General features: G+C 65.1%; 13 protein-coding genes. 8 read left to right on the top strand and 5 right to left on the bottom strand.

Annotated elements, in window-relative coordinates:
• Positions 1-25 precede the first annotated feature (25 nt).
• The 6 genes from JWM94_RS08395 to pyrE all read left to right on the top strand — a co-directional run bounded on the left by JWM94_RS08395 (position 26) and on the right by pyrE (position 8,790).
• Positions 26-874, top strand: coding sequence for a cupin-like domain-containing protein (locus JWM94_RS08395; RefSeq protein ID WP_299424918.1), 849 nt, complete (start codon positions 26-28; stop codon positions 872-874).
• On the top strand, positions 871-1,764 hold the full coding sequence (gene thiL / locus JWM94_RS08390; protein ID WP_299424916.1) for a thiamine-phosphate kinase: 894 nt from the start codon (positions 871-873) through the stop codon (positions 1,762-1,764). The genes JWM94_RS08395 and thiL overlap by 4 nt, the downstream gene beginning before the upstream one ends.
• 103 nt (positions 1,765-1,867) lie before the next feature.
• Positions 1,868-3,982, top strand: coding sequence for a sodium-translocating pyrophosphatase (locus JWM94_RS08385; RefSeq protein WP_299424913.1), 2,115 nt, complete (start codon positions 1,868-1,870; stop codon positions 3,980-3,982).
• Positions 3,983-4,098: 116 nt separating this feature from the next.
• A complete protein-coding gene (locus tag JWM94_RS08380) occupies positions 4,099-6,111 on the top strand; it encodes an alpha/beta fold hydrolase (protein WP_299424910.1) in 2,013 nt (670 codons plus the stop codon).
• Positions 6,112-6,221: 110 nt separating this feature from the next.
• Positions 6,222-8,156 carry a prolyl oligopeptidase family serine peptidase gene (locus JWM94_RS08375; RefSeq protein ID WP_299424907.1) on the top strand — a complete coding sequence of 645 codons (1,935 nt, stop codon included), beginning with the start codon at positions 6,222-6,224 and terminating at the stop codon, positions 8,154-8,156.
• A 40-nt stretch (positions 8,157-8,196) separates the two neighbouring features.
• Positions 8,197-8,790, top strand: a complete 594-nt coding sequence (pyrE, locus tag JWM94_RS08370) for an orotate phosphoribosyltransferase (protein WP_299424904.1) — start codon at positions 8,197-8,199, stop codon at positions 8,788-8,790.
• A gap of 193 nt (positions 8,791-8,983) precedes the next feature.
• Here pyrE and JWM94_RS08365 read toward each other — a convergent pair whose 3' ends face one another.
• The 3 genes from JWM94_RS08365 to JWM94_RS08355 are packed head-to-tail and all read right to left on the bottom strand — an operon-like array spanning position 8,984 to position 11,702.
• Positions 8,984-9,736: an isocitrate lyase/phosphoenolpyruvate mutase family protein gene (locus JWM94_RS08365; RefSeq protein WP_299424901.1), complete on the bottom strand. Its 753-nt coding sequence runs from the start codon at positions 9,734-9,736 to the stop codon at positions 8,984-8,986.
• A gap of 17 nt (positions 9,737-9,753) precedes the next feature.
• On the bottom strand, positions 9,754-10,554 hold the full coding sequence (locus JWM94_RS08360; protein WP_299424898.1) for a LytTR family DNA-binding domain-containing protein: 801 nt from the start codon (positions 10,552-10,554) through the stop codon (positions 9,754-9,756).
• Positions 10,551-11,702, bottom strand: a complete 1,152-nt coding sequence (locus tag JWM94_RS08355) for a sensor histidine kinase (protein WP_299424895.1) — start codon at positions 11,700-11,702, stop codon at positions 10,551-10,553. The genes JWM94_RS08360 and JWM94_RS08355 overlap by 4 nt, the downstream gene beginning before the upstream one ends.
• A gap of 92 nt (positions 11,703-11,794) precedes the next feature.
• On the opposite strand from JWM94_RS08355, the gene JWM94_RS08350 reads away from it, so the two are divergent.
• Positions 11,795-12,202, top strand: coding sequence for a hypothetical protein (locus JWM94_RS08350; protein WP_299424892.1), 408 nt, complete (start codon positions 11,795-11,797; stop codon positions 12,200-12,202).
• A gap of 51 nt (positions 12,203-12,253) precedes the next feature.
• Positions 12,254-14,491 (top strand): TonB-dependent receptor, encoded by a 2,238-nt coding sequence (locus JWM94_RS08345; RefSeq protein ID WP_299424889.1) that lies wholly within the window; start codon positions 12,254-12,256, stop codon positions 14,489-14,491.
• Positions 14,492-14,692: 201 nt separating this feature from the next.
• On the opposite strand, the gene JWM94_RS08340 is transcribed toward JWM94_RS08345, so the two are convergent.
• Together JWM94_RS08340 and JWM94_RS08335 are read right to left on the bottom strand one after the other, a co-directional pair.
• The gene (locus tag JWM94_RS08340; RefSeq protein ID WP_299424886.1) at positions 14,693-17,503 is read right to left on the bottom strand and encodes a TonB-dependent receptor; all 2,811 of its coding nucleotides are present in this window, start codon (positions 17,501-17,503) and stop codon (positions 14,693-14,695) included.
• 159 nt (positions 17,504-17,662) lie between these two features.
• On the bottom strand, positions 17,663-18,038 hold a 376-nt coding region (locus JWM94_RS08335; RefSeq protein ID WP_367185873.1), incomplete at its 5' end, for a BRCT domain-containing protein.

Below are 18,038 nucleotides of genomic sequence, written 5' to 3'. Positions count from 1 at the left end.
CCGCGCCCGGTGCTAGGATCGAGCGATGACCGCACTGCCCACGATCGATTTCAGCGAACTGCAACAGCACGGGCTGGCCGCGCTCGATCGCCCGACATTGGTCACGGGCGCCGACCAGGCGACGGTGACCGATGCCGATTTCCTCGCGGACCTTCACGCCCAGCGCTTTCCGGTGGTCAACAACTACCTCGACGATCTGCTCGCCGGCCGCACGATGGGGTCAAACCCGCGCCCCGCGACGCTCGGCGCCTACCTCGCCGCGCCCCGGCCCGCGGCGGATAGCGGCAGCGCGCTGGAGCTGATGACCGAGGCGCCGGTGCCGCAGACGCTGCTCGACCGCCTGGCATTGCCCGCGACGCTGTTGCCGATCCGCGAGGCGCGCTTGTTCGCGGGTCGCCGGGGCTCGTTCACCGACATGCACTTCGACTGGAGCAGCCACTGGCTGTTCCAGGTTGCGCTGTTCGGCCGCAAGCATTTCGCATTCCTGCCGTTACCTGCCGCCGAGCAGCTCGATCCGCGCGGCAACTTCGCGCGCCGTGACCTGCGCGCGTTCAGCGTTGACGACTGGGCGACGATGGTCGCCGACCATGGCGGGTACCATTGCATCATCGGCCCCGGCGAGATGCTGATTCAGCCACCGTTCTGGTGGCACGCGGTCACCTATCTCGACGATGCGGCGTCGGTGTCGATCGGGCTTGGCCCGACCGATGCGCTCGTCGATGACATCGTCCGGAGCGACGGCCCACGCGACTGGCGGCTGGCGGCTTTGCTCAAGGCGCGGCTCGACAACGCACCGGGTGACGGCAACCGCGACCGTACACTGGAGGCGATCCGCGCGGCCGGGGTGAAACGAGCCGCCCGCCGGTCGGCATGACCGAAGCCGAATTCATCGCCGCGCTGCGCGCGCTGCCGCTCCATCCGGGCGCGGACGGACTAACCGACGACACCGCCAGCCTCGCCGGGCTGACGATCACCACCGACACGATCGTCGAAAGCGTCCATTTCCTGTCCGACGATTCCCCCGAAGACGTGGCGTGGAAGCTGGTTGCGGTGAACTTGTCCGATCTCGCCGCCAAAGGCGCCGTTCCGCAAGCCGTCCTGCTCAACCATCCCTGCGGCGACGATGAGTGGGATCGGGCGTTTCTCAAGGGGTTCGGCGAAGCACTGACCGCTTACGGTTGCGCGCTACTCGGCGGCGACACCGTCTCGCTGCCGGTGCGCGCGCTGCGCGTATTGTCGCTGACCGCGATCGGCAGCGACGCGGGCGCCGTCGCGCGGTCGGGCGCCAAGGTCGGCGATGGCTTGTGGGTGACCGGCACGATCGGCGACGCCGGGGCTGGGCTGAAGATCGCGCGCGGGATCGACGGCCCCGCCGATTTGCTCGCCGCGTATCGCCGGCCGACGCCGCTAGTCGCTGAGGGTCGCGCGCTTGCGCCTCTCGTCCACGCAATGATGGACGTATCCGACGGGCTGCTGATCGACGCCCAGCGCATGGCGCTGGCGAGCGCGCTTGCGGTCTCGATCGACGTCGCCGAAATCCCGCTGTCCGCCAGCTATCGCGCCTATGTCGGCGAGGACCGATGGGCGCGGATCGAGGCGGCGACCGCCGGCGACGACTATCAATTGTTGTTCGCCGCTCCCGCCGACTTCGCGTCTCCGGTCCCGGTGACGCGGGTCGGGTCGTTCGCCGAGGGCAGTGGTTTGACGCTGACCGACAATGGCCGTTCGATCGACCTGCCGTCCAGACTGGGCTTTCAGCACTGATGTGAGGCGCTTGCGCGCCGCGCCCGCGTCTTTATAGGCAAGCGCCACCTAGGGAAGCGCACGGGCGGCAAGTCCGGGCAATAAATATGCAGGGGAAGAAATAATGACGATCGTGTATGCGGCCATCGTCTGCGGCCTGATCGCCGTACTCTATGGCATCATCACCAGCCAGCAAGTGCTTCGCGCACCCGCCGGCAACGAAAAGATGCAGGACATCGCGTCCGCCATTCAGGAAGGCGCCAAGGCCTATCTGGGCCGGCAATACACCACCATCGCGATCGTCGGCGTCGTCGTCGCGGCCGTCGTGTTCTTCACGCTCGGCGCGTTGTCGACCGTGTCGTTCCTGATCGGTGCAATCCTGTCGGGCATTGCCGGCTATATCGGCATGAACATCTCGGTCCGCGCCAACGTGCGCACCGCCGAGGCCGCGCGCACTTCACTTCAAGGTGGCCTGACGCTCGCGTTCCGCTCGGGCGCGATCACCGGCATGCTGGTGGCGGGGCTTGGCCTGCTCTCGATCTCGGGCATCTTCTGGTATCTCGTCGGCCATAAAGGCCTCGCTCCCGGCGACCACCAGATCGTCGCCGCGCTGACCGCGCTGGCATTCGGCGCATCGCTCATTTCGATCTTCGCGCGTCTCGGCGGCGGCATCTTCACCAAGGCGGCCGACGTCGGCGCCGACCTGGTCGGCAAGGTCGAGGCGGGCATTCCCGAGGACGACCCCCGCAACCCCGCGACCATCGCCGACAACGTCGGCGACAATGTCGGCGACTGCGCCGGCATGGCGGCCGATCTGTTCGAAACCTATGTCGTGACGATCGGCCTGACGATGGTGTCGATCGCGTTGCTGCTGCCCGACGCCAGCAACCTGCTCCAGCTGATGACGCTGCCGCTGATCGTCGGCGGCGTGTGCATCGTCACCTCGATCATCGGCACCTACATGGTCCGTCTCGGCAAGAGCCAGAACATCATGGGCGCGATGTACAAGGGGTTCTGGACCACCGTCATTCTGTCGGTCCCGGCGATCTTCTTCGCCACGCAATATGTGCTCGGCGACATGGCCGCGCCGATCGTGACCACCGCCAAGACCTTCACCGGCGCCAAATTGTTCTGGTGCATGATGATCGGTCTGGTCGTCACCGGGCTGCTGGTGTGGATCACCGAATATTACACCGGCACCAACTATCGCCCGGTCAAGTCGATCGCCAAGGCGTCGACCACCGGGCACGGCACCAACGTCATCCAGGGGCTGGCGATCAGCCTCGAATCGACCGCGTTGCCGACGCTCGTGATCGTCATCGCGGTGATCGCGACGTTCCAGCTCGCGGGCATCATCGGCGTGGCGTTCGCCGCGACCTCGCTGCTTGCGCTGGCCGGCATGGTGGTCGCGCTCGACGCCTACGGCCCGGTCACCGACAACGCCGGCGGCATCGCCGAAATGGCGGGCCTGCCCGACGACGTCCGCCACCGCACCGACGCGCTCGACGCGGTCGGCAACACCACCAAGGCGGTGACCAAAGGCTATGCGATCGGCTCGGCGGCGCTGGCGGCACTCGTGCTGTTCGGCGCCTACACCACCGACCTCACGCGCTATGCGACCGAGCTCGGGATCGGCGTGGTCGATTTCTCGCTGAGCAATCCATACGTCATCGTCGGGCTGCTGCTCGGCGCGCTCCTGCCTTATTTGTTCGGCGCGTTCGGCATGACCGCGGTCGGCCGGGCGGCGGGATCGGTGGTCGAGGACGTCCGCGCGCAGTTCCGCGACGATCCCGGCATCATGGCCGGCACCAGCCGCCCGAACTATGCGCGCACGGTCGACATCGTGACCAAGGCGGCGATCAAGGAAATGATCGTGCCGTCGCTGCTCCCCGTGCTCAGCCCCGTCGCGGTGTTCTTCATCATCCAGGCGGTCGCCGGGCGTGACGAAGGCTTCGCGACCTTGGGCGCGATGCTGCTCGGCGTGATCGTCTCGGGCCTGTTCGTCGCCATCTCGATGACCTCGGGCGGCGGCGCATGGGACAATGCCAAGAAGTATATCGAGGACGGCAATTACGGCGGCAAGGGATCCGAGGCGCACAAGGCCGCGGTCACCGGCGACACCGTGGGCGATCCGTACAAGGATACGGCGGGTCCCGCGGTCAACCCGATGATCAAGATCACCAACATCGTCGCGCTGCTGTTGCTCGCGGCGCTGGCGGCGCAGCACGCCGCCGGCTGACACAGAATATCGACTGTGGTGGGAAAGCCCCGTCCGGCTCGTCGCCGGGCGGGGTTTTCCTTTGCCCTGACCGCCGCCCGCGATAGACTGGTCAGATAACCGTTTGGGGGCGGACGATGACGTTACGGTTTTGGTTGATGGCGCTGGCCGGCGCAACGCTTCTGGCGACCGCAGGGGGAGGAGAGGCGGAACAGCCCGCTGCTTCCGATTGGGCGAGCAAGCCAGTTCCGATCGAGATTTTCGCTCAATTCCCGATGATCAGCCAGCCGCGGCTCAGCCCCGACGGCAAGTGGGTCGCGACGCGCATTCGCGCGAATGGCGGGCAGATGCTGGCGATCGTCCCCGTCCATCCGGCCGATGGCAAAACGGTTATCGTCGCGCGCAATGAAGAGGCAGCGACCAATAAACAGGGCGCTCGCCAGATTGTCGGATACCATTGGGCCGATTCCGATCATCTGGTGATCGCGTTCTCGTCCCGCGACAATTTCTACGGCGACTGGTTCGATAACATCCGCTACGCGGCGTACAATAGCGCGACCAAAACCATCGTCCCGATGGGTTGGGATGTGGCGTTTGGCCCGACCCGCGAACTGTGGTCGTCGGTGTCGGGCAGGCCGCACATGCTGTTGCAGCGCGTTCCGTACGATCCGCGCTATGCGCGGACATCGGACACCGAAATGATCCGGAATCCGGAGGTGATCGATATCGATCTCGACACCGGCAAATACGTCAAGGTCAAGGCGCAGAATTCGGGTGTGACCAGCTGGACGGCCGATTCGGACGGTGTCGTGCGGCTCGGCACGTCGGGCGACGCCGATACCGGCCGCGTCCAGGTGTTTTACCGGCCCAGTGCCGATAAGCTGGTCAAGAAAATCTATGACGGCATCCCCGACCGGTATGCCGATATCTCCATGCCGTCGCTGTTTTTGTCGGGGGGGACGAAAGCCTATGCCTTTGGCCGCCAAGACGGCTATCGCGCACTGTTCGAATATGATTTGACGACCATGAAGCTGGGAAAGAAGGTGTTCGGTACGCCCGGCTACGACGTGGACGATGCCGCGCTGACGTCGGATCGCAGCGCGCTGCTCGGCGTCGTCTATACCAGCGACCGCACGCACTGGGCCTATTTCGATGCGCGGATGAAGGAAATCCAGCAGGTCCTCGAGGAATCGTACGGCAAGGGCAACGTGCTGATCGCCACCGCCGATGCCGCACGCGAGACGATCCTGTTCCGCGTCGCCAAGCCCGGTCAAGCCGAAGCGTGGTACGTGTTCGACACCAAATCAGGCGGCATCGGGCATTTCGCCTATGGCAACGAAACGCTGAAGAACGCGATGCTCAACCCGGTGTCGGCGGTCCGCTATCCGGCGTCCGACGGCAAGTCGATCGAGGCGATCCTGACGATGCCGAGACACCGCGCCGGGGAAAATAACCTGCCGCTCGTCGTGCTGCCGCATGGTGGCCCATGGGCGCGCGACGATATGGATTGGGATGCCTATGGCTGGGCGCAATCGCTTGCCGAGCTGGGCTATGTCGTGATCCAGCCCAATTATCGCGGCTCGACCGGTTACGGCAGCGATTGGGAAAAAGCGTCCGAAAAAGCGTGGGGCTATCGCATGCAGGACGATTTGAATGACGCGATCCCGTGGCTCGCCGGCCAGGGCATTGTCGATCCCAAGCGCGTGTGCATGTTCGGCTGGTCGTACGGCGGTTACGCCGCCAGCCGCGCGGCGGAGCGCGACGGCGACAAATATCGCTGCGCGATCTCGGGCGCCGGCGTCCACGATCTCCCGGCCATGATGCGATACGACAAGGGCTATCTTGGCCGCTATGGCGCGAAGATGGGTATGGGCACCGCCAGCGGCGATTTGGTCGATGCGTCGCCCGGCCTGCACCCGGAAAAATACACTATACCGATCCTGATCGTGCAGGGCGCGAAAGACGTTCGCGTCCCGCCATCGCAGGCACGTGATCTGGTCGCCCGGTTCAAGAGGGTTGGCAAAGTCGAAGGCAAGGACTTCTTCTATCTCGAACAGCCGCTCAACACGCACAATCTGCTGCGCGAGGCCGATCGCGTCCAGCTGATGCAGGAAGTGACCAAGTTCCTGACCCGCTTCAATCCGGCCTGAGCCAATCCGCCGTTCGGCCTATCGCATTGCCTTTGGGGCATAAAGCCTCCGTTGGGTGCTTGCTTCGTCCGTCCCTCGCGCTAGGTTGATGCGTAACGGGGGGTCTGTTCATGCGTAGCCTTATTGCGGCGGTCGTCGTCGCGCTGTTGCCGATTGCCATCACCGCCGCCGCGCAGGACGCGAAGCCGGCCGCGGCGCGCACCGCTCCCCCGCCGATAACGGCGTTTGCGAAACTGCCCTTCCTCGAAGGCCCGAAACTGTCGCCCGACGGCACCCGCGTCGCGACCCGCGTCGCGGTTCAGGGCAAATCGCGGCTCGCGATCATCACGATCGGCGACATGAGCAAGACCGCGCTGATCGATCCCGGCAATTTCGAGCTCAACAGCTGGTCGTGGGTCAATGACCAATGGCTGGTCGTCACCGCGGGCAACACGCAGCCGGTCGAGGGCGATAGCTGGTACGTGCGCCGCACGTTCGGGGTCAGCGCCGATGGCGCCAAGATCAACGCGCTGGCGACCCCCGACACCGGGCAGAACGCCGACGATGTCCTGTGGGTCGCGCGCGACGGCCGGCCGCATGTGCTGATCGCCGCACAGGGTTCGATCTATTCTGACAATGTCGCTTTCTGGCCCGAAATCCGCGACTGGGACGTATCGACCGGCAAGAGCGTGCGCGTACAGGGGCCGTCGGCGGGCGTGATGGACTGGTATGCCGACACCGCGGGCGTGGTCCGGCTCGGCATCGCATATGACGATTCGAGCCGGTCCTATCGCGCGCTGTATCGCGGCGACGCGAATTCGTCGTTCCGCACCATCGCGCGGGCGCGCAAGGGCGATTCGCTCGCGACGCTCCCCGCGCTGATCCTGCCGCAATCGGGCAAGGCGATCGCGATCGACGACACCGACGGATACGACGCGGTCTATGATTTCGACCTCGACGCGATGAAGGTCGGCGCCAGGATGTTCGGGTCGCCGGGCTATGATATCGGCGGCGCGATCACCGACCCGGCGGGCACTGGATTGCTCGGCTATACCTATACCGACACGCGGTCGCGGACCAAATGGACCGACCCGAAGCTCGCGCAGGTCCAGGACGAGCTCGACAAGGCGATCGGCGACCGCTGGCCCGATATCGTGTCGTGGAGCAAGGATCTGTCGGTGCTGATCGTCCATGTCGGCGCGGCGGACAGCCCGGGCGGCTATTACATCTATCGCCCCGCCGATGGGCGCATGTCGCTGTTCGCCACACAGAACGCCGATCTGGGTCTGAAGCGCTACGCTGCGGTCAAGACGATCACGTATACCGCGCGCGATGGGACCGAAATGTCGGGCGTGCTTACCTTGCCCATGGGACGCGAGGCCAAGAGCCTGCCGCTGATCCTGATGCCGCACGGCGGCCCGTTCGCGCGCGACGACGAGGAATGGGACTGGTGGGTTCAGTTCCTGGCCAGCCGCGGCTATGCCGTGCTCCAGCCCAATTATCGCGGATCGTCGGGGTTCGGCACCAAGTTCGGCAAGCTCGGCGAAGGGCAATGGGGCCTCAAGATGCAGGACGACCTGACCGACGCGGTCGGCTGGGCGGCGAAGCAGGGCATCGTCGACCCGGCACGCGTGTGCATCGTCGGCGCGTCGTATGGCGGCTATGCCGCGTTCCGCGCGGCGCAACGCGACAAGGGGGTGTATCGCTGCGCGGTCTCCTATGCTGGCGTGTCGGACATGACCGCGATGGTGCGGTACGATTCGTCGTTCCTCAACGGCGGACGATCCAAGGATTATCTGCGGCTCCAGGCGCCCGACCTGAAAGCGGTCTCGCCGATCAACTATGCGAGCGACTTCTCGACCCCGATCCTGATCATGCACGGCAAGGCCGACCAGACCGTGCCGGTCAGGCAATCGCGCGAGATGGTCGAGCGGCTGAAGGCGGTGAAGGCCGTCTATCGCTACGTCGAACAGCCGCTGGGCGACCATCATTTCACGCGCGAGGCCGACCGGCTGCAATTCCTGCAGGAACTCGAAGCGTTCCTGACCAAATATAATCCGTCGTAGCGCGGTTGACGCTCCGGCGGCGCTGACCGAAAGAGCCGCCATGACCGGATCGTACGACCGCGAGGCGCTGCGCGCTTTGCTCGCCGCCCGCACCTTCAAGCGGGGCGAATTCCTGCTCGTGTCGGGCAAGCGCAGCCGGATCTATTTCAACATGAAGGCGACGATGATGACCCCCGAAGGCGCAGCGCAATGCGCGCGCGGGCTGCTGTCGGTGCTCGACGGGCTGCAGGCGGATTACGTCGCCGGGCTGGAGATGGGCGCGGTGCCGTTGCTCGGCGGGATCGCCGCGGCGAGCTGGGACGCCGGGCGCCCGATCGGCGCGGTGTTCGTACGGAAAGCGGCGAAGGCTCATGGCACGTCGCTGATGGTCGAAGGGCTCGACGATACTGGCGGCGAGACGCTGGCGGGTAAGCGCGTCGTGCTGATCGACGATGTCGCGACGAGCGGCGGGTCGATCCTGAAGGCGGCCGACCAGATCGCCGAAGCGGGGGGCGTGATGACCGACGCGATCGTCATCCTCGACCGCGAGCAGGGCGCGAGCGAGATGCTGGCCGAGCGCGGGATCACGCTGCATACGTTGTTCACCGCGACCGACCTCGGCGTGACCGACGAGGATCGCAGGCCGCTCGACTAGTTGTCGATCCGACGGGCTCTAAATCGCTCGAGCCGATGGATGCGGCTTTAGAAGTCTTTTCGCTGACGAGTATTCGCGGCGATTGAAAGACGCATCCGACAGCGACCTATTTCGGCGTCCAATTCGCCCAACTCAGCTTCGCCAAGTCAGCCTCGTGGTCGGCTACGCCGCTGCGCTTGCCCATCACCTTGCCCTAGCGCCAGTTGATCGCCGGGCGCGCTTGCTCCTCCAGCCACGCCATCGCCGCGAACCATGGCCCGCCGCCGTAGCTGACCCGCGCCACGCCAGCGTCGGCGAATTCACGGGCAAGCTGAGTCGCGCCCGGGATTATGTTAATCCGCGCGCCGGTGCGCTTGACGATATCGGCGATCGCCGCGACGTCGCGCAGGCCGGGAACGAAGATGCCGCTCGCGCCCGCCGCCATATAGGCCTGCGCGCGCTCGACGGTCTGGTCGACCAGCGACGCGTCGTGGCGATCCTTGGGCGTGCGCAAATACAGATCGACCCGCGCGTTGATGTAAAAGGCATCGCCCGCGCCCTTGCGCGCCGCCGCGACGCGGTCGGCCTGCTGCGCGAGGCCGTAAACCCCCTCGCCGCCGATTACCGAATCCTCGAAATTGCATCCGACCGCGCCAGTCGCGGCGAGCTTGGCATGGTTCGCAGCGACGCCCTCGGGATCGGACGCGTAGCCACTTTCGAAATCGATCGACACGGGCAGGTCGACGACGCCCATGATCCGCCGCGCATTGTCGAGCGCGAGGTCGAGCGGGAGTTCTTCGCCATCATGAAATCCGAGCGATTCGGCGGCGCCGTGGCTCCCCGTCGCAATCGCCTTCGCGCCGGCCTTGGCGATCGCGACGGCGCTGCCGGGATCCCAGCAATTATAGATGATCAGCGGGTCGCCGGGGACATGCAGCGCGGCGAAGGTTTCGTAGTTGCTGCTCATCGCGCCCTCCCCGGCGTTTAGTGAACGAACCGCGCCACCACGTCGCGATAACTCCGGCTGACCTTCACCTGCCCGCCCGAATCGAGCACCAGGAAGCACTCGCCATTGGTGTGCGGCTTGACCTGACGCACGAGGTCGAGGTTGACGATCGTCGAGCGGTGAACGCGCTGAAACCGGCGCGGGTCGAGGCGCTTCTCGAGGTCCTTCATCGTCTGGCGCAGGATCAGCGTGTTGTCGCCGGTCTTGATGCACATGTAATCGCCGGCCGCTTCGACCACCTCGATCGTGTCGACATCGACGCGGAAAATCTTGCCGCGATCCTTGATGTTGATGAGTTTTTCGAAGCGGTTCGACGAATGATCGCCGCCGCCGTCGGAAATCTCCTCGGCCGCTTCGGGCGAAACCTCGGCGAGCGCTTCCCTGTATTTCTCGACTTCCTCGGCGCCGCGTTTCTCGCTCAGCCGCTGGCGGACGCGTTCGAGCGTATCGGCGAGGCGCGATTCCTCGACCGGCTTGACCAGATAATCGACCGCCTGCGCCTCGAACGCCCGCAACGCATGCTCCGAATAGGCCGTCACGAACACGAACAGCGGCGGTTCGACCTCCATCAGCCCCTGCACCACCGAAAAGCCGTCGAACCCCGGCATCTGGATGTCGAGAAAGACGAGGTCGGGCTTGTTGGTCTTGATGCTGCGGATCGCCTCGCGGCCGTTGGCGCAACGGTCGATGATCTCGACATCGTCATGCGCTTGCAGGCGAAGCTCGAGCCCCTGGATCGCCAAGGTCTCGTCATCCACCAAAATCGTTCTGATCGTCATGCGGCCTCTCTATTCGGATCGTCCAATTGGTACGGAATCTCGATCTCCACGACAAAGCCGCCCCCTGGCGTCGATCGACTGTCGAATCGGTGGTCGGGCCCGTACGCCTGAACCAGCCGGTCTCTTATATTGGCGAGCCCCACGCCGGTTGAAAGGCTTGGACCTAACTTGTTCTCGATCAAGCCGGGACCGGTGTCGGACACGGCGATCCGCACGCGTTCGCCGACGAGCCGTGCCGAAACCGCGATTTCCGCCCCCTCCTCGCTCGGCGTAACGGCGTATTTGATCGCGTTTTCGACGAGCGGTTGCAGCAGCAGCGACGGCAATCGCGCGCGTTCGGCGCGCGGATCGATCTCGAATACCGGGCGCAACCGGCTTTCGAAGCGCATCTTCTCGATCTCGAGATAGAGTTTGAGCGTCTGCACTTCCTGCGCCAGCGTGACGTGCGCGGTGGGCTCGTAGATCAGCGTGAAACGTAGGAAATCGGCCAGCCGCGACAGCATCGCATTGGCGCGCTCGGTTTCCTTGAGTAGCACCAGCGTCGAGATCGAATTGAGCGTGTTGAACAGGAAGTGCGGGTTGAGCTGATAGCGCAACATCGCCAGCTGCGCGGTCGACGCCTGGTTGCCCAGCGTCTCCAGCTGGTCGTTCTGCTCCTCGACGATCAGGTAGAAATTGATCCCGAAATAGAGTGCCGACCAGCCCGCCAGCACGGTGAAGATCAGGAACAATTGACCCAGCACCAGCGTCAGGTTGATGCCGGGATTGTCGAGCTTCATGAAACTGAACGAGAAAGCGTTGAGCACCGATCCGAGCAAGGTCGCGCCGGCCAGCGTGACGATCGTCATGACGACGCCGCTGATCCGCGGCAGCCGTCGGTAATAGCCGTACAGCGTCGAGAGCAGCAGCGTGATGCAATAGCCGATGATCGATTCGATGATCACGGAGATCAGCGCCGAGGCCGGTTGATTGTTCGAGATCGCCGAGACCGAGCGCAGCAGCAGATATCCGGTCCACCCCGCCGCCTGCAGCCGCCAGAACGCCTTGCCCTTGTCCTCGAAGAACGGGCGCGAGAAGATCGCCGGGCGCCAGAAGCGGCGCGTGGCAACCGCTTCGGGCGGATCGGCGGGGACGGGAAGGTTGGGCATGGAGCGGCGCCCTTATACCCGCTGAGCGCCGCGCGAAAAGGCGCGGGGTTTGGGATGGCCTCGGCACGGCGCCTCGACTAGGGAAAGCCGCAATGCCGTTCCGCTCGTCCGCCCTGCCGCGCCATCGCTTTGCGTGGCTGATGCTTCTGGTCGGGGCCTTGCTTGTGCGCGGCCTGGCGCCCGAGGGATGGATGCCGGTCGCCAATGCGGCGGGCGGGATCGAGATTGCGCTGTGCAACGGCCACGGGCCCGACGACGTGATGGTGCTGACGTTCGACGGTAAGCTGCATCGTAAGGCGCCGGCCAACGGACAAGCTGGCGACCATCCCTGTGCCTTTGCCGGAGTCGGCATCGCCGATGCGCCGCCGCCCTTGCCGGCAATCCTTGCGCCGGCGCGTACCTTTACCGTCGCACCGGACCGCCCGGCCGCGGCCACCGTCCCCGGCCGTGGCCTCGCCGCACCGCCGCCGCCCGCAACCGGACCTCCTACCCTGGCCTGAACCATTGCCGCGTCCGCGCGGCCAATCGTGTTTGAGCAAGGAAATTCCTTCATGACCATCTCCACGCGCGCACTGCTGCGCGCTTCGCTCGCCGTGCTCGCGAGCACCGCCGCCATGCCCGCCTGGGCTGCCGACGACTCCGTCCCGGACACCGATCCGGGCAAGGACGACATATTGATCGTCGCGCAGCGGCAGAAGCAGACGATCGAGAATACCCCCAATGCCGCAGCGTCGGTCGATGCCGACCGAATCGCGCGCACCGTCAACGCGATGAACGTCGAGGATACGGTCAAGTATCTGCCCAGCCTGATCGTCCGCAAACGTCACATTGGCGACACGCAAGCGCCGCTCGCGACGCGAACCTCGGGGCTGGGCGCCAGCGCGCGCAGTCTGATCTACGCCGATGGCGCGTTGCTGTCGGCGTTGATCGGCAACAACAACACCTCGGCCAGCCCCCGCTGGAGCGCGGTGTCGCCGCAGGAGATCGCGCGGATCGACGTGCTGTATGGCCCGTTCTCGGCCGCCTATCCGGGCAATTCGATCGGCGCGGTGGTCAATATCACCACGCGCTTGCCAGACGCATTAGAAGCGACGCTGAGCGCGGGCACGAGCGTCCAGACCTCCGATTTGTACGGGCGCAACGACACCTTTGCGGCGTATCAGGTCGGCGCCACCGTCGGCGACCGGTTCGGGCCGCTCGCGCTGTTCGCCAGTTACGACCATGTGAAGAGCCGGGGCCAGCCGCTCGGGTTCGCCACCGCGACCACGGCACCCGCCGGTACCGAAGGCGGACCCGCCGACGTCAATCGCGTGGGGCAACCGCTCCGCGTACTCGGCGCGACCGGGATAGAGGATCAGGGCCAGGACCGGCTCAAGCTCAAGGCAGCGATCGATCTGACGTCGTCGCTGCGGCTGACCTATGTCGGCGGGCTGTTCCTCAATCGCACCGATTCGTCGTCACAGACGTATCTCACGACGATCGCGACGGGCGCGCCCAACTGGCCGCTCGCGCTGAGCGCCGGTGTGTACCGCACCGATCAGCGCCACTGGTCGCACGCGCTGTCGCTTGGCGGGTCGGGCAAGGCGTTCGACTGGCAGGTCATCGGCACACGCTACATCGTCGATCGCGACGAACAGCGGATTGCGGCCACCGCCTTGCCCGCGGCGGCGACCGGCGGTGCGGGGACGATCACGCGGCTCGACGGTACCGGCTGGATCACGCTCGACGCCAAGGCGGTTTGGCGCTCCGGTCCCAGCGCATTGAGCTTCGGCGCGCATTGGGACCGGTTCAGGATCGCCAGCAACCGCTTCACAACGACCGACTGGGTCGCCGGCAGCGCGGGCGCGCTTAACCTGCAATCTTTGGGCAAGACCCGTACAGCGGCATTGTGGGTGCAGGATGCGTGGAAAATCCTTCCATCGGTCACGCTGACTTTGGGCGGGCGCTACGAATGGTGGCGCGCCTATGACGGGGTCAATTTCTCGCTGTCCCCCGCGATTGCGGTCAACCAGCCCGAGCGATCGGCGGCGAAATTCTCGCCCAAGGCAGCGCTGGCGTGGGAGCCAGCTGCGGGGTGGAAAGCGCAGCTGGCGTTCGGCCAGGCGTGGCGTTTTCCCACCGTCGGCGAACTCTACCAGATCGTCACGACGCCGGTTGCGGCGGTGCCCAACCCCGACCTTCGCCCCGAACGCGCGCGATCGACCGAAGTGTCGATCGAACGCACCGGCAAGCGGGGATCGATCCGGCTGTCACTATTCAACGAAGTGGTGACCGACGCGCTTATTTCGCAGACCGGGCCGCTCAATGGCGGGCCGGCGCTGGCGACCTTCGTCCAGAACGTCGATCGTACCCGCGCGCGCGGCGTCGAACTGGCGGTGGTGCGCAACGACCTGATCCCGCGGTTCGACCTGTCGGGCAGCGTCACCTATGCTGACGCGACCACGCGCGCCAACGCGGCGCTGCCGGCGTCGGTGGGCAAACTGATCCCCACCGTGCCGCGCTGGAAGGCGACCGCAGTCGCGACCTGGCGTCCGGTGGATGGCGTCGCGCTGACCGCGGCGGGACGCTATTCGAGCCGCCTTTACGGGACGCTCGACAACAGCGATGTGGTCGGCAACACCTATCAGGGGTTCTACAAATTCCTGGTCGTCGATCTGCGCGCGCAATTCGCGGTGGGGAAGAAATACACGCTCGGGATCGGCGTCGATAACGTCACCAACGACCGCTATTTCCTGTTTCACCCGTTCCCGCAGCGCACGTTCCACGCCGACCTGACGCTGCGGTTGTAGCGGAGGGCGACGCGGCGAAGCATGTCCTGAGCGCCTGCCTCGCAGGCAGTCGAAGGGCCGCATCGCCGGTCATCGCTCACGCGATGCTGGCCGGGTTTGCGGCCGGGAATGAAAGAGCGACGCTATTTCGTTCCGGCGAACCAAGAAAAAGGCCGCCGTCCCGGGTGGGGCGGCGGCCGATTTCTTACGCGTCGAGATCGATCAGAACTGAACGTTGAGCGTCCCGATGAATGCCCGCGGGCTGCCGATCTGCGTGAACAGCGGCGAGGTATACTGGCTGGTCGAACCACCCGAGAAACCACCGACGTAGAATTCGTTGAACACGTTCTGCACGTTGAATTGGAAGTAGGTGGTCTTGTTGAGACCCGCCCATTCCAGGCTCACGCGCATGTCGAGATCGACCGTAGTATAGGCCGGCGTCTTGGCCCCATACACCTGGTATTCGAACCCGCGCGTACCGAGGTAACCGCCGGTCGGCGTATTACCCGTAAACGTCGTCGGCGTGGTGGCCGCCGCGGTCGGGCAGATCTGGTTCACGACCGCCGCGGTGCACTGCAGGTTCGGCACGTTCTGATCGTTCAGGTAGCGCGGACCGGTGCGCTTGGCCTGGATCGCCAAGGCGACCGGGCCGAACGTGCCCTGCAGACGTGCACCGAACGTATAGACCGGTGCGCCCGATTCGCGCTTGCCGGCCGTAAACGCATAGACCGGTGCCCCGACGGTCGAACAATTGCTCGTCGTCGCGACCGTGCAATTGCCGAGCACGATGTTATTCTTGATCTCCGACTTCATGTACGAGCCGTAGATATAGGCCACGACTTCGGGGATCGGCTTGTACGACAGGCTGCCGTCGATGCCGTACTTATCGACCCGACCCAGGTTGCGGTAGAAGGTGGTCTGCGTGTCCGGATCGAACGAGCTGGCCAGACGGTTGGTGAACCGGGTGTACCACGGACCCACGAACGCCTGGATCTTGCTGGTCGTGTAACGGAAACCGGCATCGAAATTGTCCGAGGTTTCCGGCACCGGCTTCGCCTGCGGCGACCCGACCGGGTAGAAGAAGGCGTTGTACAGATTGTCGGTACCCGGGACCTGCAGGCCCTTCGAATAGTTGATGTACGCCGTGGCACCGCCACCGAACTTGTAGGTGAAGCCCACGTTCGGCAGCACGCGGTTGTAGCGATACGTCCGAGATTGCGGTGGCGCGAAACCGATAACGCTCGCCGCCGTGCTGCCCGACGCCGGAGTATACGTGTAAGGGTTGGCCGTCGCGTAGGTGGCGTTCGCCGCCGCGTTGCCGCGACCGAAGCAATCGAGGAAACCGCTCGCGCTGGTCGTGAAGCAGAAGTTGTTCAGCTTGCGAACGAAGAACGGCGCACGCACGCCGATGCTGGCGGTCAAATTGCCGAACGTGCCGCGATATTCGCCGGCCACCTGGTCGAGGATCGCGAACGACAGGCGATCGCGCTTCTCGACGACGAAGCCGTTCGTGTCGCGTAGCGGATTGTTGATCGGGAACACGTCGGTCGGATAACCATCCGGCGCCAGTTGGTTGACCTCGCCGGTCTGCCGATGGCGACCGTAATCGTGCGAATAGGCGATACGCAGCGTGTTGTTGCTGTCGATATCGTAGCGCAACGAGGTGATGAGGCCGTAGCGGTGCGTGACCGTCTGGCTCGGCGCGAGCAGGGTGACCTGGTCGAGCGTGTCACCGTCACCGTTCAGGTCGCGGCCAAAGAAATACGTGCCGCCGACGAAGCCATAGAGCGGCGTGGTGATCGCACCGCGCGTCGCGTTCGCGGTCTGCGTGTAGCCAACGGTTTCACGGCCCGTCACGGTGCCGCCGCCATTCGCCTTGACGTACTGGAAGCTGGCGTCGGCGGTGAACACGAGACCCTTCGCCAGCGTAAAGCGTGACCCGAAGCGGATGCTGCCGGTGTTCGACGGGTTGTAGCGCTCGTCGAAGCTGCTCCCGCAGGCAAGGCCGTTGTTCGACGCGCCGGCTGCGCTGACCGTGCCGGGCGTCTGAGCAGTGCCGTTCACGCCCGCCGTCGTCAGGCAACGCGCGATCGGATAGGGCAGCTCGTCGCGGCCGAGCGGGAAACGGTTCGGCGTACCGGTACCCGCCACGCGCACCGCACCCGTATTCAGAATAGGATTGTTTACCGTGCCGGCGGCCGGCCCGGTGCCGGTGCCGGTCTGCGAGAACACGTTGCTGTCGAGACGCAGCGGCGCCGAGCCGAAGAAGTTGTTGCGGTTGACGTTGTAGTTGCCCGCCAGCGAGATGAAGTCGCCGTTCGACCCGATCGGCTGATAGATGCGGGCGTTGTACTGCGACTTGCGGATCTTGCCGAAGTTGTTGAACACGACGTCGTTGTTGGCGTTGCTCGCCGAAATCCACGCTTTGGTGCCCCACGGCGTGAACGTGCCGGTATTGAGCAGGCCGAACACGCGGAAGAAATTATAGTCGCCGACCGAGCCCTGCAGGCGCACGCCGAACTTATCGGTCGGGACGATCGTCGTATAGTTGACGGTCGAACCCGACGCCGCGGCGGTCGGGCTGTCGACGTCGGTCGAGCCGTAGCTGACGTTGACCTGCTGGATCAGCTCGGGGTCGAGCTGCTGGTTAGAATAGAGCGCGTAGTTGCCGGTGTCGTTGAGCGGAACGCCGTCGAACGTCAGGCCGATGCGCGACGCGTCGAAGCCGCGAATCGTCAGCGTGCCGCCGGCCGAACCGAACGGATCGTTGTTCTGGAAGCTGACGCCCGGCAGCGAGTTGATCGTATCGAGGATCGAGTTGCCCGGGGTCTGGCGCGAAATGAACTCCTGCGTCAGGACGCCCTTCGCCTTGCTGCTGTCGGGAATCTGGACGCCGCCGACACCCTGCGCCTTCGTCGATGTGATGATGATGTCGGTATTGTCGAAGTCGGTCGATCCGCTCGACTGAGCGTAAGCTGCGCCCGGGAGCATGATCGCAGCCACTGCCGCGCCGATAAGCAATTGAGTTCGCATGGTATTCCCCTTTGAGCGCCGTTCGCTCGATGCGCCGAATCCGCACACCTTCCCCGCGCCAATGACGGCACAATATGTCGCTTAGATGACAGTGCAAGCCGGGGCTGTGGACAGCTTCGGAATCATCATGTTGCGTTGCAAAAAAGCATCACTGTCGGGTTAGCCCGCAGCCGCGACGATGGCGGCCCAGCCAGCTTCGTCGATGACCTCGATTTCAAGTTCCGCGGCCTTTTTCAGCTTCGATCCGGCGCCCGGCCCGGCGACCACCAGATCGGTCTTGGCCGACACCGATCCCGCGACGCGCGCGCCGAGCGCTTCGGCCTGCGCCTTGGCCTCGTCGCTGCTCAGCGTCTCGAGGCTGCCGGTGAAGACGATGGTCTTGCCGCTGACGCGCGACTCGCGCGTTTCGACGACGAATGGCGCGGGCGAGACTTGGGCGAGCAGATCGTCCCAGACCTGCTGGTTGTGCGGCTCGTGGAAGAAATCGCCCAGCGCCTCGACCACCACCGGGCCAACGCCGTCGATCAACGCGAAG

The sequence above is a fragment of the Sphingomonas bacterium genome, from assembly GCF_028289855.1.
Lineage (GTDB): Bacteria > Pseudomonadota > Alphaproteobacteria > Sphingomonadales > Sphingomonadaceae > Sphingomonas.
This window is presented reverse-complemented; position numbering and strand designations above follow the sequence as displayed.

What these genes read in the sequence shown, in the direction of transcription:
- JWM94_RS08395 (WP_299424918.1), top strand. Translation starts at nt 26, where the DNA reads ATGACCGCACTGCCCACGATCGATTTCAGCGAACTGCAACAGCACGGG.
- thiL (WP_299424916.1), top strand. Translation starts at nt 871, where the DNA reads ATGACCGAAGCCGAATTCATCGCCGCGCTGCGCGCGCTGCCGCTCCAT.
- JWM94_RS08385 (WP_299424913.1), top strand. Translation starts at nt 1,868, where the DNA reads ATGACGATCGTGTATGCGGCCATCGTCTGCGGCCTGATCGCCGTACTC.
- JWM94_RS08380 (WP_299424910.1), top strand. Translation starts at nt 4,099, where the DNA reads ATGACGTTACGGTTTTGGTTGATGGCGCTGGCCGGCGCAACGCTTCTG.
- JWM94_RS08375 (WP_299424907.1), top strand. Translation starts at nt 6,222, where the DNA reads ATGCGTAGCCTTATTGCGGCGGTCGTCGTCGCGCTGTTGCCGATTGCC.
- pyrE (WP_299424904.1), top strand. Translation starts at nt 8,197, where the DNA reads ATGACCGGATCGTACGACCGCGAGGCGCTGCGCGCTTTGCTCGCCGCC.
- JWM94_RS08365 (WP_299424901.1), bottom strand. Translation starts at nt 9,736, where the DNA reads ATGAGCAGCAACTACGAAACCTTCGCCGCGCTGCATGTCCCCGGCGAC.
- JWM94_RS08360 (WP_299424898.1), bottom strand. Translation starts at nt 10,554, where the DNA reads ATGACGATCAGAACGATTTTGGTGGATGACGAGACCTTGGCGATCCAG.
- JWM94_RS08355 (WP_299424895.1), bottom strand. Translation starts at nt 11,702, where the DNA reads ATGCCCAACCTTCCCGTCCCCGCCGATCCGCCCGAAGCGGTTGCCACG.
- JWM94_RS08350 (WP_299424892.1), top strand. Translation starts at nt 11,795, where the DNA reads ATGCCGTTCCGCTCGTCCGCCCTGCCGCGCCATCGCTTTGCGTGGCTG.
- JWM94_RS08345 (WP_299424889.1), top strand. Translation starts at nt 12,254, where the DNA reads ATGACCATCTCCACGCGCGCACTGCTGCGCGCTTCGCTCGCCGTGCTC.
- JWM94_RS08340 (WP_299424886.1), bottom strand. Translation starts at nt 17,503, where the DNA reads ATGCGAACTCAATTGCTTATCGGCGCGGCAGTGGCTGCGATCATGCTC.